Here is a 14747-nt window from a genome sequence, read left to right as displayed (position 1 = left end):
CGGTCTTCAGGCGGTCGCCGCTTCGGCTGCGCGGTTCAAGTCGGCAATCGATTGTGCGAGTTTCTGAATTTCTTTGCGCAGCGGCGATTTGGCGGCGGAAAGGGCAAGCGGCAGGCCGTGGTCGTTTGCCTGCGTCACCACCCGCCCAGCATCCGAGAGCAGCACCTCTAGCGAGATGTCGAGACTTTCGGCGAGCCGTTTGACGCGCGATTTTCCGTTCAAATCGGTGAATTTCGGCGCGCGGTTCAACACATAGCGCAGCTTTTCGGCTGGCAGGTTTTCGGCCTTAAGCGCGCGGATCATCCGCAGCGTATTCTGGGCTGAGCGCATGTCGAGTTCGATAAGCGCGAAGTAAAGATGCGCCGCATTCAACACCGTCTCGGTCCAGCTGATGACCGTCGAGGGCATGTCGATCACGACGAAATCGAAATTCGTGCGCGCCATTTCGATCAGCCGCGAAATATCTTCGCCGGTGACAATGTCGAGCGGCAGCATTTCCGGCGGCGCGGTCAGCACCTGCAGCCGGTCGTTAAAGCTCAAAAGCGCCTGATTGAAGCTTTCGCTATCCATGCTGGACGTATCTTGCAGCAGTTCAAACACAAGATCGCGGCGCGGCAGATCAAGGTAGGTCGACGCGGAGCCGAACTGGAAATCGAAATCCAGAAGGCAGACACGCGGCGGCGTGACCGGGTTCTTTTTCGATTGTTCCGGGTTTGCCAATTCCCACGCGAGGTTCACGGCAAAGGTCGTTGCGCCCGCGCCACCAGACAGACCGTGCACGGGCAGGACAACGCCATCACGCCCACCACCCGACGCCTTCATGGTCGGCGGTGCAGCGTGCTCGGACTGATCCGACTCCGTCGGCTCTGCGGCGGGTTGACCAAGCCGTTCCACCGCTTCATGCAGCGCCCCTTCGGGGAGCGGGTAGGGCACAAAGTCATCAGCCCCAAGGCGGAGCAATTGGTGCAAGGCAATCGGGCTTACCTCTTCCGCGATCAAGATCACGCGGATGCCTTTTTCTTTCGCTGAAGTGATGATGCCAGAAATCCGGCCGAGATCGCCCTCATCATCGCTGTCGACCGCGATGGCAATGAATTCAAGCGATTCAGAATCTGGTTGGTTCAGAAAGATAACGGCGTCTTCAAACGTCAGGTCGCCCCAGCTTTCACCAAGCTCGGCTTCCATATCCTCAATCAGAAGATCGAAATTCGATACGTCCCGCGAGACCGTACAGGCCACGATCGGCGCGGGCTCAGGGGAAAGAATAGCTGCAGCACTCATTGCCTCGGTCCTTTGTTACGCATTGCGTGACGACCGCCGGCTCGGGGTGAGGGGCACGGCGATTCAGCCACGAAACGGGCACGACTCGGCGGACGTGCCTCTTCCTGCTGAACCGAAATTCGCCAGCAATCTGGGCGACATTGGGGCCGGATTGTTCCAATTGTGGGGTAATCGGAGACGATAAACGCCGTGGGCGGACCTTGTTGCCAAGGTCCGCCCACGAGTTGCAAGGAATGCGGCGTTAGTCGCCAAGCTTGTCTGTATCGGATGCCATAGCCGGGGTTGCAGAACTGACATAGTCGCGGAAGATCAGTTCGGCATATTTCCCGTTCAGGAATTGGGGTTCGCGTTTGATCAGGCCCGTCACTTCGGTCACGGTACGGCGGTTTTGTTCGTTCGGGTCTTGCGTGTAGACCAGAGGCTGTGTTTCGCCGAAGGAGACAACCGCCTCAAGCCGCGAGCGAGAAATGCCATGTCCGGTCAGGAAGTTGACAACGGCACGCGCCCGGCGCAGGCCAAGCGACTTGTTATAGGCATTGGAGCCAACAAGATCGGTATGGCCGTAGACGCGGAATTTGACCTCGGGGAATTGCTTGATCCAATCCGCCTGTTTGACCAGCGCGGCTTGGGCATTCGCGTCCAGCACATCTGAGTTGAAGGCGAAATTGACCGTATTGGGCACATCTTGCGCGAATTTACGCGTGAGGCTGACAATGAACTCACGGTTGCCGGACATCACCAGCGAGTTGTTCATTGTGGCATTGCCAAAGCCGCCGGCGTCGAATTCCGTACCTGCCTCGGAAAGAAATTTATCGCTGCTACAGGCCGCAAGGGCCAGAGTGGCGATTACCATGACGGTGTAACGCATCGCGCCATTCGGCATCTTGGGGCCCCTTAGCTGCATTGGTTCACTCCATCAAATAGCCGTAGGAGCCGGAGAAGTCTTGCTTGGCCACTTCGCCCGCCGCGCCAGACACCGGTTGCGCTGAGGTTTTGCCCATCAAGAACAATTCCGATTCTGTGGGCAGCCGCACCCGGTCGGTGGGCATTGCCAGAGCCTCGCCACGGGTCGGCGAAACCAAATGCGGTGTCACGATGATCACCAATTCGGATTGGTTGCGCTCAAACGAGGCAGAGCGGAACAGCGCGCCCAGCACGGGCACATCGCCAAGCCACGGGATTTGGCTGTTCACATCGTTGAAGTCGTCTTGCAAAAGCCCGGCAATGGCGAAGCTTTCCCCATCGCGCATCTCGACCGTGGTCGAGGTTTCGCGCCGCTTAAACGCGTTCACGGTGAAGCCACCATTGGTCATGGTGACCGAGGTATCGATTGCCGAAACCGCCGCCGCGATTTCTAGGTTGATCAGATTGCCGTCAACCACGCGGGGCGTGAAGGTCATTTCCACGCCGAAGGGCTTGTAGCGGATGGTGACGGTGTTGTTGTCGACCACCGGGATTGGGTATTCGCCGCCAGCCAGAAACTTCGCTTCTTGCCCCGAAAGCGCGGTCAGGTTCGGTTCGGCGAGCGTGCGCACCATCCCCTTGCTTTCAAGTGCTTCCATCAGAACGGCAAATTCCATGTTGCCGACGGTGAAGCCAAGGTTGACCGCGCCGGATTCGCCCGAGATTGGCACCGTCCCGCTGTCAAACACATCGCTCACTGCGCCCGAGCTCTGGGTGAAGTTGCCAGTGCCTGAAATCAGGCCGGTCGCGGCGGAGCCCCCGCCAACGGTGCCGCGCATCGCGAGCGAGGAAGACAGGTTCTTGGAAACCGAACGCTGCATTTCTGCAAAGCGGACTTTCAGCATCACCTGCTGCGTGCCGCCCACCGTCATCAGATTGGAAACCCGATCCGGGGCGTAGCGATGAGCGAGATCGAGAGCACGGTCGAGTTTCGCGCTCGAGGAAACCGTGCCCGACAAAACGATGCCATCATTTGCGGTCCGCACTTCGATGTTCTCGCCCGGCAAAATCTGGCGCAGTCGCTCTTTGAATTCGCCAATGTCAGGGGTGACTTGCACTTCCACGTTCGACAAAAGCGCGCCATCGGCCCCAAGGATCGTCATCGTCGTGCGGCCAGGCACCTTGCCCAGCACATAAATCGTCTGATCCGAAAGCGTTGTCACATCGGCAATGCCGGGGTTCGCAATCGACAGTTCAGAGAAGGGCTCGTCGCTTTCAACCACGACGGCCCGGTTCATCGGAACGTTCAATGGCGTGCTTGATGTGCCCGAAACAACACGCAGGGTCTCCGCCTGAAGCGGCATGAAAGCCGAGGAGCCAAGCGCGACGCCAAGCGCGCAAGCCCAAAGAAAACGCTTCATTTTCATTGTGATCCTGCCTCTCCGATCACGTTCTGCCACCCGGATCTTACGCCCGGTCAAGGGGCTGTTTCGCCCCAGTTCGCATCAATCTGCCTGAATGTTCAAAATTTTGCAAGAATCAACCGCTTGGACGGCCTTTTTCATGCAAAGGCCGTGTGGGCATGCCACACGGCCATAGAGGGTTTCGCTTTCGGACACCGTCAATCCTTGCAAGGAATTTCGGTTTCGATCACCTCGGTGCCGCGCCGCGTTTTGATGGTGCAGACCCGGGCGGCCTCCACTTGAACCGCTTCTTGGACCTGAATGCCGAGAAGTTTGTTGCGGTCAATTTCGATGGTTCCGAGATCAGCGGTGTTCTGCATCCCAACAAGCGAAAGCGTCAGGCGACCCGTCGATTTCGCAAGTGTCAGCGCGGCGACTTGCTCGGGCGTAACCTCTGCGGTGACCGTGCGCGCCACTTGCGTTTCTTCACTGCGGTCCGCATCGGCGCTTTGGTCGATCGCGATCAGTTTAAGGTTGGTGTCGATCAGCTTGGTCACAGGCTGGTCGTTCACCGAGCCAGACCAGTAAACATCGACCCGGTCGCCCGGGCGCAGGAAGCCGGAGACGCCCGAAGAGACGTCCACCTCAATGGTGAAGGCGCGCATGTTGGGGGCGAGGTTGGCGGTGATCCCGGCATCGACACCTGGAGGTGTGATTTTCTGTGCGAGAATGGGCTCATACATCTCATAGGAGCGCAGTGCCGCACGCGGCCGAGTCTCGCCATCAAAGAAGGCAGCGATCTGTGCTTCGGGCGAATCTTGCGGGGCGCTCACCTTATGGAAGACCCCTTGGGGCAAACGGTCCGCCTGCATTTTCACAACGCCCAAATCCGCCATTGTGAAGCGTTCCCCATATTTCAGCGGGCGCCGCAAGACGACGACATCTGCCAGCTGCGGTGCATTGGCCTGCGCGGCGGCCAGATAGTCACGTTCCGCTTGAAACCGGGACATCTGCTGCTGGGCCATGTAAATCGCAACCCCACCAAGGGCCACGCCAAGCGCCAGAAACAGAGCAAAAACCATCCGCATCGTGTCACCTGATCCTTTCTGTGCCAATATCGGCCTTGTACGCGCGCCATACTCTACCCGAAATCGGGCAATTTCGTGGCTGGCGCGCGCGGGTCTCTTTGATCAGAACGTGGTCACGACCTCTTGGGAACCAATGTAGGAAGCGATCATCTGTGCGATCGAGCCTGAATTGTTCCAGATCACCAGGCCCACAATCATGCCCAGGGACACGACCGCGGCGGTCAGCACGACCCAATCTACGGTGACGGCGCCGTCTTCGGCGTGAATACTCTTCAAAAGTCTTGTTTTACAAATACACGGTTTCACGGCTGTTTCCCTGTATGCATCGGCTACTTCAACCGGGATACCCAAACAACACGGCGCAAATTGGGCGCTTGTTGGTAAATTTAACGACTCAGCGCAGGGCGAAGGCGCTGCGCGTGCAAATGCAAAAGGCCGCCCAGTTGGGGCGGCCTTCGCAAATCTTTATCCGATTAGGATCAGAACGTGGTCTTCACCGAGGCGGTCGACAGGTAGCTGCCGATGGCCGAGCTCAGGGTGCCGGTTTGTTGACGCACGAGGGTGAGGGCAGCGGCGCCGAGGCCCACAACGGCGGCGGTCAGCACGACCCAGTCAACGGTCACGGCGCCATCTTCTTCGGTGCGGATTTTGCGGGCAAATTTGAAGAATTTCATCGGATCTATCCTTGGGTTCGGTTTGGCTCTGGTTGGCCGCGGTGCCGCTTGGGCACCTTGTTTGGCCCTGCATCGCGGTATGAGACTGTTTTGCCGGTGAAACGTGACGTGATTTGGGCAGCTTCGGTATTTCTTCGCGGCAGAGCCAAAAAAATGAAAATTGGGTAAATGGCTGTTTTGAGCCGTTGCGATGCGCAAGATCGGCGGTAAAGCGAAAGGCCGCCCCGAAGGGCGGCCTCAGCAAATCTCTGTCTGATTATGATCAGAACGTGGTTTGCACCGAGGCGGTCGACAGGTAGCTGCCGATGGCCGAGCTCAGCGTGCCGGTTTGTTGACGCACGAGGGTGAGGGCGGCAGCGCCGAGGCCCACAACGGCGGCGGTCAGCACGACCCAGTCAACGGTCACGGCGCCATCTTCTTCGGTGCGGATTTTGCGGGCAAATTTGAAGAATTTCATCGGATTTTCCTTGGGTTCGGTTTCGCTCTGGTTGGCCGCGGTGCCACTTGGGCACCTTGCTTGGCCCTGCATCGCGGTATGGGAGTGTTTTGCCTGCGAAACGTGACGTGATTTGGGCAGCTTCGGTATTTCTTCGGGGCAGAGCCAACAAAGTCAAAGGCCCAAAAATCGCGGCTTCTGGGGCGCACGATGCGCAAGATCGGCGGCAAAGCGAAAGGCCGCCCCGAAGGGCGGCCTCAGCAAATCTCTGTCTGATTATGATCAGAACGTGGTTTGCACCGAGGCGGTCGACAGGTAGCTGCCAATGGCCGAGCTCAGGGTGCCGGTTTGTTGACGCACGAGGGTGAGGGCGGCAGCGCCAAGGCCCACAACGGCGGCGGTCAGCACGACCCAGTCAACGGTCACGGCGCCATCTTCTTCGGTGCGGATTTTGCGGGCAAATTTGAAGAATTTCATTGGATCTCTCCTTGGGGTCTGGTTGCTCCGCGGTGCTGCCACCTCTGACCTTGGCCGTCTGCCTCGCGGGATGCCCCTGTTTTCGGGGGCAAACGTGGCGCGATTGGGGCGTGTGCGGGGAATATTTGCGGAAAAATTAACTTTCAGCCAAAAGTGCTCTGGTGTTTGAAAACCCAAGATTTTTTTGCGCTTACAAGCCAATTCACGCGTGCTTGTGGGCAACACTATTCTTGGAAGGACATGGGCCTTGGGCGCAAGTCGCGGCTTTTTCTTGGAAAAAACGCAGATTTCGCGGATAACCGAGGCAACGGGCGCAGACCCGACGAGCAGAAACCAGATAACAGAAGTGAGGGCGCAGATGCGCCGGATATGGGCAATCAGTCTTGCGGCTGGCGTGAGTCTTGGGCTCGCGCCGTCAATGGGGCCGGTATGGGCAGAGACCGGGCCGACCGTGCATCACTTCACGCCCAAACGTGTATTGCCGCCGAAAAAGGGGCAGACGCGCTTTCTAACGATTCAGATCGACCCAGAGGAACAGCGCCGTCAGCTGGCCGCGCAGGCCGCTAAGCCGTTCGAGCCGCTCACCGCGACGCCACCGCCCGAGACATCTGCGGCGCCCAGCAGCGGGGGGGGGCGCGCGAAGGATGGCGCCTCGGCCCGCTATGCGTGGTATTGGGATCAGGTGTCCCCCACACTTGGGGACCGCGCCGGGCGGTTCACAAAAGCGATTTCTGCACTTGGTATGGGGCCGGGGGGGCAAAACGTCACTGCGCCGCGGCTTGATCACTTGCAGACCATTGCGCTGAACCATGGCCGCGAGATTTTGGCGGCAACGATCGGTACCGAGGTTTCGCCCGCTTTGGTGTTGGCCGTCATTTCCACGGAATCGGGGGGGCGGGCGGATGCCGTCTCCCATTCCGGTGCGGTGGGGCTGATGCAATTGATCCCCGCCACGGCGGATCGGTTTTCTGTCGCCGACAGCACTGATCCGGCGCAGAACATCAAAGGCGGGGTCGCCTATTTGAACTGGCTGATGAAGGAATTCGACCGCGATCCGCTGATGGTGATTGCGGCCTATAATGCGGGTGAAAACGCTGTCAAAGGGGCAGGGGGCGTGCCGCCCTATGCCGAGACGCGCGATTATGTGCCCAAGGTTTTGGCGGCTTGGCAGGTGGCGCGTGGCCTGTGCCTGAGCCCGCCCGAACTTGTGACCGATGGCTGCGTCTTCGCACTGAAAGGGTAGAGATGACGGAACTGAAACCGCTGGTGCTGGATGTCGATGGCACCTTCCTGAACACGGACCTTTTGTACGAAGGCTTTTGGGCCGGGCTTGGGCGCGACCCGTTCACCACCTTGCGCATTGCGGCGACAAACCTCTCGAACCCGCCGCAGCTTAAGGCCGAATTAGCGGCTGCGGTTCCGCTGCGCACCGATCTCATGCCGGTGAACCCCGCCGTGCTAGAGGTGGCGAAAGCCGCGCAAGCCGAGGGGCGTGAGGTCTGCTTGGCCTCCGCCTCGCATCGCAGCCTCGTGGAGCCCTTGGCCGCGCAGCATGGTCTCTCAGAACGCGTCTTCGCGACCGAGGGGCGGGTGAACCTGAAAGGGGCCGCTAAGGCGGGGGCCTTGACCCATGCCTTTGGCGAGAAGGGCTTCCTTTATGCCGGCAATGAAGCCACCGATATGGCGGTTTGGGAGCATGCCGAGACGGCGATTGTTGTCGGCAAAGTCCCCGAGGCCGAAACGCTCAGCACGCGTGGTGTGGGCGTGGTCAATATTGCTGGCGGCTGGGCGCCAAAGGCGCTGTGGAAAGCGATCCGCCCGCATCAATGGGTCAAGAACGTGCTGCTTTTGTTGCCGCTCATTGCATCGCACCGGTTTGACCTTGTGACCTTGGTGCCAATCCTTTTCGGGATGCTGGCCTTTTCCTTTGCGGCCTCGTCAATTTACATCATCAACGACCTGCTCGACCTAGAGGCCGACCGGCTGCACCCCACGAAATGCCGCCGCCCGTTTGCAAGCGGGGCTGTCCCCATCAAGGTGGGGATGCTGGCTTTCGTCGGCTTGGCGCTGGGCGCGCTTGGCATCGCCGCCGCGCTGAACCCCGGGTTTTTGGGCATTGTCGCGCTTTATATGCTCACCTCGCTTGCCTATTCGCTCAAACTCAAGCGAATGCGCTGGGTTGATATTGCGACGCTGGCCAGCCTTTACACGATCCGCGTGGTGGCGGGCGCGGCGGCGGGGCAGGTGGATGTCTCGGTCTATATGCTGATCTTTATCTTCCCGGTGTTCGTTGCCTTGGGCTGCGTGAAACGGCTCACCGAACTCACCTTGGCCAAGAATGACGAGCGTTTGCCCGGGCGTGGTTATGGGCGGCCCGACCGGGGCGATTTGCTCAATGTCGCGGGGCTTGGCGTCTTTGGGGCGCTGTTGATCTTCTTTCTCTATTCGATCTCTGACCAAGGGCAGATGCTCTATCCCGACACATGGCTGATGTGGGTGGCCATGCTGCCGATGGGTTGGTGGCTTATTCGCATGGTGGCGCTCGGCTGGTTTGGCAAACAAGATTACGACCCGATTGTCTTCGCACTGAAAGACAAATTCGGGCTTGGCATCTTGATGATGACACTGAGCCTCATGTTCTGGGCGGCGGGCCTTTGGGCCGAATGGTTCGGCGCTTAAGCCGCAATGCAAAGGGCGCGCTTTCAGAACACTGAAAACGCGCCCTTCGACGTGGTTCAAATATCCCGAGAGGGAGTTGCCGCAGGCAAAAGGGGGACAACGCCCCCCTTTTTTCCTTTAGCCAAGCTCGGCCAGGCGCGCGATGGCGGCGCTGATCTTCGCCGCCTCTTCTTCGCGCGCGGCCAGATTGGCGCGGGCTTCCTCGATCACCTCTTCCGCCGCATTCGCGATGAATTTCGGGTTCGCGAAGCGGCCTTTCAGGCCAGCGGCCTCTTTTTCGACCTTGGCGAGCGATTTTTGCAGCCGCGCTTTTTCCGCCGCCACATCAATCACCCCTTCGAGCGGCAGGCCAAACAACGCCCCCGGTGCCGGGATCGAGATCGAGCCTTTCGCCACCACGCCTTCGGTGATGCTTTCAAGCCGCGCAAGGCGCAACACCAGCGCCTCGTTGCGCTCCAGCGCCTCGCGGGCGGCGACATCGGCTTCGGCCAAGGTCATCGGCAGTTTCATCGCCACCGGCACGCCCAGTTGCGCACGCGAAGACCGGATTTCCTCGATCAGGCCGATCACCCAGTTCATCTCCCGGTCGGCGGCGTCATCAACCAGTTCCGCGCCATAGCTCGGCCAGTCGCCATGAACGAGCATTTTTGCCCGCTCACCGGTCAGGCCCCACAGCTCTTCGGTGATAAACGGCATGATCGGGTGCAGCAGCGTGTAGCACTGATCGAGCACCCAACGCATGGTGGCGCGGGTTTCCTCGGCCTCGTCACTGTCAAAGAGCGGCTTGGCAAATTCCACATACCAGTCGCAGACCTTGCCCCAGACAAAGGCATAAAGTGCATTGGCCGCATCGTTGAAGCGATAGCTTTCAAAGGCCGCATCGACGGTTTCACGCACTTTCGCGGTTTCGCCGATGATCCATTTGTTCACCGTATGGCTGGGCTGGGGCACACCGGCCACCGCCGGGCCTTCAAACACGCCATTCATTTCCGCAAAGCGGGTCGCGTTCCAAAGCTTGGTGCCAAAGTTGCGATAGCCCGCGATCCGGTCTTTCGAAAGCTTCAGAACCCCGCCAATCGCCGCCATCGAGGCATTGGTAAAGCGCAAAGCATCGGCACCGTATTCATCAATGATTTCGAGCGGGTCGATCACATTGCCCGCCGTTTTCGACATCTTCTTGCCCTTCTCGTCGCGGACAAGCTGGTGCAGGTAAACGGTGTGGAACGGGATTTTCCCCGTCACCGCTAGCTGCATCATCATCATCCGGGCGACCCAGAAAAAGAGGATGTCAAAGCCCGTCACCAGCACATCGGTCGGGAAGTATTTCGCCATTTCCGGCGTATCTTCCGGCCAGCCAAGGGTGCCGATCGGCCAGAGACCCGACGAGAACCAAGTGTCGAGCACGTCGGGGTCGCGGGTCAGCACCTTGCCGGGGGCCATCGCCTGCGCTTCGGCTTCAGACGGGGCGCAATAGTGGTTGCCCTCTTCGTCATACCACACCGGAATCTGGTGCCCCCACCAAAGCTGGCGCGAGATGCACCACGGCTCGATGTTTTCGAGCCAGTGGTAATAGGTCTTCTCGCCCGCTTCGGGCATGATTTTGGTGGTGCCGTTGCGCACGGCATCCAGCGCCGGGCCCACGACCTTTTCGGCATCCACATACCATTGGTCGGTCAGCATCGGCTCGATCACGACCTTGGAGCGGTCGCCAAAGGGCTGCATGATCGGCTTGTTCTCGACATAGGGAACCAGCGTCTCGACCTCGTTGCCTTCGTCATCCTTGGCCGTGGCTTTGGTCATCACCGCCAGACCTTCGGCGTTGATCTGTTCGACCACGCGCTTGCGCGCCTCGAACCGATCCAGCCCGCGCAGTTCCTCGGGGATCAGGTTGAGCGTATCAATCTCGGCCTCGGTAAACGCCGCCCCTTTCGAGATTTCCATCGCCCGTTTGGCGCAGTCTTCATAGCTCGCCCCATCGGCGCGCATCGCGCCTTTGGTATCCATCAGCCGATACATCGGCAGGCCCGCGCGTTTGGCGACCTGATAGTCGTTGAAGTCATGGGCGCCAGTGATCTTCACCGCACCCGAGCCAAAGGTCGGATCGGGGTATTCATCGGTGATGATCGGGATCAGGCGGCGGTGTTCCTTCGGCCCGACCGGAATTTCACACAGCATGCCGACAATCGGGGCATAGCGTTCATCAGACGGATGCACCGCCACCGCGCCATCGCCCAGCATGGTTTCGGGCCGCGTGGTGGCGATGGAAATGTAATCCCGCGTCTCGCGCAGGGTCACATTCCCGTCTTCGTCTTTCTCGACATATTCATAGGTTGCCCCACCCGCGAGCGGGTATTTGAAGTGCCACATATGGCCCGCAACTTCGATATTCTCGACCTCAAGATCTGAAATCGCGGTTTCAAAATGGGGGTCCCAGTTCACCAGCCGCTTGCCGCGGTAGATCAGGCCCTTGTTGTACATATCGACAAAGACCTTGATCACCGCATCGTGGAAGTTGCCTTCTTCGCCTGCCGGGGCGTTTTCGGCGCCCGACATGGTGAAAGCGTTGCGCGACCAGTCACACGATGAGCCAAGGCGCTTAAGCTGGTTGATGATGGTGGAGCCGTATTTGCCCTTCCACTCCCAGACCTTTTCCAAGAACGCATCGCGGCCCAGTTCTGCGCGTGAAGGCTGCCCGGTTTTGGCCAGTTCCTTTTCCACCATCAATTGGGTGGCAATGCCCGCGTGGTCTTGGCCCGGCTGCCACAGCGTGTCAAAGCCGCGCATCCGGTGCCAGCGGATCAGGATATCCTGCACCGTGTTGTTGAAGGCATGACCGACATGAAGCGCGCCCGTTACGTTGGGCGGCGGGATCATGATGCAGAAGGTTTCCGGGCGCGAGGCATTGGCGCCCGCTTTGAAAGCGCCCGCCTCTTCCCATTTCGCATAAAGCCGCGGCTCGGCGGCGCGCGCGTCAAAGGTCTTTTCCATCGTCATCGGTCTGTCCTTTCAGGGCTTGACGCTCTTTAGCGCGCGCACCTTCTAAGGAAAAGCCTCCGAGACGGTTTGCCCCAAGGATTAGCTGCTTTACCGATTGCGGGCGACAAGCGCGAAGATCGCGCCTTGGGGGTCTTTGACCGTCGCGGTGAAGGCCGTGCCGGGCACCTCTATCGGGCCGCGCAGCACCGCGCCACCAAGTTGGGTGACCTGTTCCAGCGCGCGGCGGAGCGCAGGCACGCTAAAATAGGGCAGCCAATGCGGGGGCGGTGTGCAATCGCTTTCGCCAAGCCCCATCGCGCCGCCAATGCGGGTGCCCTCATGCGCGAAAACAAAATAGGTGCCCGCGCGCCCTGCCGGAAATTGCATATTGCGCCGCCAGCCAAAAAGCTTGCGATAAAACTCAAGCCCCGCGATCGGGGCGGGGCATGTGAGGTCAAGCCATGTGCCATGCCCCGGCGTGCGTTGATCCCATGCGCCACTGGGGCTTGGCGGGTCCATTGGTTCGAGTTGCATGATGCCGATCACCGCGCCTTGCGGGTCACCCAAAATCGCAAAGCGCCCGGTGCCGGGAATGTCGGTCGGCTCTTTCCAGACCTTGCCGCCCAAATCGGCGCAAAGCTGGGCCGTCGCGTCACAATTCTCGACCGAAATATAGATCATCCAATTGGGCGGTGTGCCCGGTGGGCAAACGTCCAGCGGCAGGCCGCCTGCCACCATGTCTTCGCCCGCACGGGCCAAGCGGTAATCGAGGCCCTCCATCCCGGCGCTGGTCCAGTTCCATCCTAAAATCGGGCCATAAAACGCCTGCGCGGCATCCAGATCGGCCACTGAAAGCTCAAACCAACAAGGAAGACCTTGAAAGGACATGGCATTCTCCTGAAAACAGAACGCCAACCTAGCACGATTCGCAGCACGCCTTTGCGACAGCTTTGGCTCAGACGGCGCGGTCGAGTTTGGTGCTGAGATGGATCAGGCTTTCGGAGCTTTTGATCCCTTGCATTTCGCCGATTTGGTCGAGCACCTCATCAAGCTGCATGGTCGAATTGGAGGCGACTTGTAGCAAAAGGTCGATCCGGCCTGAGGTGGTGGAAATGCGCTCCACCTCCGGAATGGCGCGCAGCCGGGTCAAAATGGCGGCCTGTGCGCGCGGCTCAATCATCAGCAAAACTGTGGCGCGCAAACGCCCTGCGCGGGCGGCTTCACCCAGCTTGACGGTGTAGCCCGCGATCACCCCAGTGACCTCAAGCCGCTCAATCCGCGCCTGAATCGTGGAGCGTGCCACCTTCAGCTTGCGCGCCAAAGTGGCCACCGAAATCCGCGCATCGCCGGACAGAAGCCCCAGAATTGCCTTGTCGAGTTCGTCCATTTTGCAACACCAGCAGATTGACCGGAATTTTCGTCATTATAACGACGATACGCGCCATTTCTATTCTTTTGATCGGTGAAAATGTGCATCATATCGCGCAGACTGAGAAGACAGGGAAAGGGCGGCTCATACGCACCTGGCCTGGTTGGTTGAAACGCTGTAAGCGTCTCCCGACCCGTAAAGCCGGGGCAAGAGGTGGCTGCAATTCTGTTGGCGAGGAGAAGCCGATGGGACTGTCGAAGACTATCTGGGCGAACCCGTCCGAAATCATCCGCACGAAACAGCCCGATCACCCGGTGCTCGTGTTTTCCCCTGAGATCCTGCAAACGACCGCGCGCCGATTTTTGCGCGGTTTTCCGGGGCTGGTCACCTATGCGGTGAAATCGAACCCTGATGAGATGGTGATCGAGAACCTTGTGACGGCGGGCATTCGCGGGTTTGACGTGGCCTCGCCCGCCGAGATCGACATGATCCGCCGTATCGCGCCGGGGGCTGCGCTGCATTACCACAACCCGGTGCGTGGCCGCGATGAGATCGCTCATGCGGTGCGCGCTGGGGTGAAAACTTGGTCGGTCGATTCGCGGTCTGAGCTGGAAAAACTGATCGAGATGGTTCCCGCCGAGGGCTGCGAGATTTCGGTTCGCTTCAAGCTTCCGGTGCAAGGTGCGGCCTATAATTTTGGCGCGAAATTCGGGGCCACCACGGAGATGGCGGCGGACCTGCTTGCCCGTGCGGCTGAAGCTGGGTTCACCCCTTCGCTCACCTTCCACCCGGGCACGCAATGCACCGATCCGATGGCATGGGATGCCTATATCCGCACCGCTGCCGAGATTTGCCGCAGCGCGGGTGTGAAGGCACATCGGCTCAACGTTGGTGGCGGTTTCCCGAACCATCGTACCCTCGGCCCGGCACCTAAGCTTGAAGATATCTTCGCACTGATCGACCGCGTGGCCACTGAAGCCTTTGGCGACGCCCGTCCCGCGCTTGTGTGCGAACCCGGGCGCGGTCTGGTGGGCGATGCTTTCACGCATATCACCCGCGTCAAAGCTTTGCGCGATGATCTGCATGTCTTCTTGAATGACGGGATTTATGGCGGGCTCGCGGAACTGCCGCTGGTGGGGAATATCGAGCGCGTCGATGTGGTCTCGCCGATGGGCGTGATGCGCTCGGGCGACACAATTGAACGCATCGTCTTCGGCCCGACCTGCGATTCGGTGGATCGCCTGCCGAGCGAACTGCCCCTGCCGACCACGCTCGAAGAAGGCGATTTCCTCCTATTTCACGGGATGGGGGCCTATTCCTCGGCCACCAACACCCGGTTCAACGGGTTTGGTCAGATGGAAATCGTCACCGCTTTGTCTTTGCGTGGTTGACGAAAAGGCCACACCTTTGGGTTGCGTGTGACACTTTGCCGCGATCGTAATTGAGAGTTAACGGCCTTGC

The 14747-nt window shown here is 59.6% G+C and carries 14 protein-coding genes; 3 read left to right on the top strand and 11 right to left on the bottom strand.

The window, feature by feature from the left end; genetic code table 11:
* Positions 1 to 6: 6 nt before the first annotated feature.
* The 8 genes from CRO18_RS03360 to CRO18_RS03325 all read right to left on the bottom strand — a co-directional run bounded on the left by CRO18_RS03360 (position 7) and on the right by CRO18_RS03325 (position 6262).
* Positions 7 to 1281 carry an AAA family ATPase gene (locus CRO18_RS03360; protein ID WP_097081043.1) on the bottom strand — a complete coding sequence of 425 codons (1275 nt, stop codon included), beginning with the start codon at positions 1279 to 1281 and terminating at the stop codon, positions 7 to 9.
* 241 nt (positions 1282 to 1522) lie between these two features.
* Complete coding sequence (locus tag CRO18_RS03355) at positions 1523 to 2164, bottom strand: OmpA family protein (RefSeq protein ID WP_245826532.1); 642 nt, start codon at positions 2162 to 2164, stop codon at positions 1523 to 1525.
* A gap of 25 nt (positions 2165 to 2189) precedes the next feature.
* On the bottom strand, positions 2190 to 3611 hold the full coding sequence (locus CRO18_RS03350; protein WP_076485108.1) for a type II and III secretion system protein family protein: 1422 nt from the start codon (positions 3609 to 3611) through the stop codon (positions 2190 to 2192).
* Positions 3612 to 3805: 194 nt separating this feature from the next.
* The gene (gene cpaB, locus CRO18_RS03345; protein WP_076485109.1) at positions 3806 to 4675 is read right to left on the bottom strand and encodes a Flp pilus assembly protein CpaB; all 870 of its coding nucleotides are present in this window, start codon (positions 4673 to 4675) and stop codon (positions 3806 to 3808) included.
* Positions 4676 to 4777: 102 nt separating this feature from the next.
* On the bottom strand, positions 4778 to 4951 hold the full coding sequence (locus CRO18_RS03340) for a hypothetical protein (protein ID WP_249275977.1): 174 nt from the start codon (positions 4949 to 4951) through the stop codon (positions 4778 to 4780).
* 203 nt (positions 4952 to 5154) lie between these two features.
* Positions 5155 to 5349, bottom strand: coding sequence for a hypothetical protein (locus CRO18_RS03335; protein ID WP_076485110.1), 195 nt, complete (start codon positions 5347 to 5349; stop codon positions 5155 to 5157).
* 262 nt (positions 5350 to 5611) lie between these two features.
* Positions 5612 to 5806 carry a hypothetical protein gene (locus tag CRO18_RS03330; protein ID WP_076485111.1) on the bottom strand — a complete coding sequence of 65 codons (195 nt, stop codon included), beginning with the start codon at positions 5804 to 5806 and terminating at the stop codon, positions 5612 to 5614.
* Between the two features lie 261 nt (positions 5807 to 6067).
* Entirely contained in the window at positions 6068 to 6262 is a 195-nt protein-coding gene (locus CRO18_RS03325; RefSeq protein WP_076485111.1) for a hypothetical protein, read from the bottom strand.
* A gap of 418 nt (positions 6263 to 6680) precedes the next feature.
* Here CRO18_RS03325 and CRO18_RS03320 point away from each other — a divergent pair, with 418 nt between their 5' ends.
* Together CRO18_RS03320 and CRO18_RS03315 are read left to right on the top strand one after the other, a co-directional pair.
* A complete protein-coding gene (locus CRO18_RS03320) occupies positions 6681 to 7505 on the top strand; it encodes a lytic transglycosylase domain-containing protein (RefSeq protein ID WP_249275976.1) in 825 nt (274 codons plus the stop codon).
* 2 nt (positions 7506 to 7507) lie between these two features.
* The gene (locus CRO18_RS03315) at positions 7508 to 8941 is read left to right on the top strand and encodes a UbiA family prenyltransferase (protein ID WP_097081042.1); all 1434 of its coding nucleotides are present in this window, start codon (positions 7508 to 7510) and stop codon (positions 8939 to 8941) included.
* Positions 8942 to 9058: 117 nt separating this feature from the next.
* On the opposite strand, the gene CRO18_RS03310 is transcribed toward CRO18_RS03315, so the two are convergent.
* The 3 genes from CRO18_RS03310 to CRO18_RS03300 form a co-directional block, all read right to left on the bottom strand.
* Positions 9059 to 11935: a valine--tRNA ligase gene (locus CRO18_RS03310; protein ID WP_097081041.1), complete on the bottom strand. Its 2877-nt coding sequence runs from the start codon at positions 11933 to 11935 to the stop codon at positions 9059 to 9061.
* A gap of 90 nt (positions 11936 to 12025) precedes the next feature.
* Positions 12026 to 12805 (bottom strand): VOC family protein, encoded by a 780-nt coding sequence (locus tag CRO18_RS03305; RefSeq protein WP_097081040.1) that lies wholly within the window; start codon positions 12803 to 12805, stop codon positions 12026 to 12028.
* Positions 12806 to 12872: 67 nt separating this feature from the next.
* Positions 12873 to 13304, bottom strand: a complete 432-nt coding sequence (locus tag CRO18_RS03300) for an Lrp/AsnC family transcriptional regulator (protein ID WP_076485115.1) — start codon at positions 13302 to 13304, stop codon at positions 12873 to 12875.
* A gap of 227 nt (positions 13305 to 13531) precedes the next feature.
* Between CRO18_RS03300 and CRO18_RS03295 the strand changes: the two genes are divergently transcribed.
* Positions 13532 to 14677, top strand: coding sequence for a type III PLP-dependent enzyme (locus CRO18_RS03295; RefSeq protein WP_097081039.1), 1146 nt, complete (start codon positions 13532 to 13534; stop codon positions 14675 to 14677).
* The last annotated feature ends 70 nt before the right edge of the window (positions 14678 to 14747 follow it).

It is taken from the genome of Rhodobacter sp. JA431, from assembly GCF_900217725.1.
Classification (GTDB): domain Bacteria; phylum Pseudomonadota; class Alphaproteobacteria; order Rhodobacterales; family Rhodobacteraceae; genus Rhodobacter; species Rhodobacter aestuarii.
The sequence above is the reverse complement of the archived record's forward strand: the minus strand, read 5'-3'. Positions and strand labels throughout refer to the sequence as shown.

What these genes read in the sequence shown, in the direction of transcription:
- CRO18_RS03360 (WP_097081043.1), bottom strand. Translation starts at nt 1,281, where the DNA reads ATGAGTGCTGCAGCTATTCTTTCCCCTGAGCCCGCGCCGATCGTGGCC.
- CRO18_RS03355 (WP_245826532.1), bottom strand. Translation starts at nt 2,164, where the DNA reads ATGCCGAATGGCGCGATGCGTTACACCGTCATGGTAATCGCCACTCTG.
- CRO18_RS03350 (WP_076485108.1), bottom strand. Translation starts at nt 3,611, where the DNA reads ATGAAAATGAAGCGTTTTCTTTGGGCTTGCGCGCTTGGCGTCGCGCTT.
- cpaB (WP_076485109.1), bottom strand. Translation starts at nt 4,675, where the DNA reads ATGCGGATGGTTTTTGCTCTGTTTCTGGCGCTTGGCGTGGCCCTTGGT.
- CRO18_RS03335 (WP_076485110.1), bottom strand. Translation starts at nt 5,349, where the DNA reads ATGAAATTCTTCAAATTTGCCCGCAAAATCCGCACCGAAGAAGATGGC.
- CRO18_RS03330 (WP_076485111.1), bottom strand. Translation starts at nt 5,806, where the DNA reads ATGAAATTCTTCAAATTTGCCCGCAAAATCCGCACCGAAGAAGATGGC.
- CRO18_RS03325 (WP_076485111.1), bottom strand. Translation starts at nt 6,262, where the DNA reads ATGAAATTCTTCAAATTTGCCCGCAAAATCCGCACCGAAGAAGATGGC.
- CRO18_RS03320 (WP_249275976.1), top strand. Translation starts at nt 6,681, where the DNA reads ATGGGGCCGGTATGGGCAGAGACCGGGCCGACCGTGCATCACTTCACG.
- CRO18_RS03315 (WP_097081042.1), top strand. Translation starts at nt 7,508, where the DNA reads ATGACGGAACTGAAACCGCTGGTGCTGGATGTCGATGGCACCTTCCTG.
- CRO18_RS03310 (WP_097081041.1), bottom strand. Translation starts at nt 11,935, where the DNA reads ATGACGATGGAAAAGACCTTTGACGCGCGCGCCGCCGAGCCGCGGCTT.
- CRO18_RS03305 (WP_097081040.1), bottom strand. Translation starts at nt 12,805, where the DNA reads ATGTCCTTTCAAGGTCTTCCTTGTTGGTTTGAGCTTTCAGTGGCCGAT.
- CRO18_RS03300 (WP_076485115.1), bottom strand. Translation starts at nt 13,304, where the DNA reads ATGGACGAACTCGACAAGGCAATTCTGGGGCTTCTGTCCGGCGATGCG.
- CRO18_RS03295 (WP_097081039.1), top strand. Translation starts at nt 13,532, where the DNA reads ATGGGACTGTCGAAGACTATCTGGGCGAACCCGTCCGAAATCATCCGC.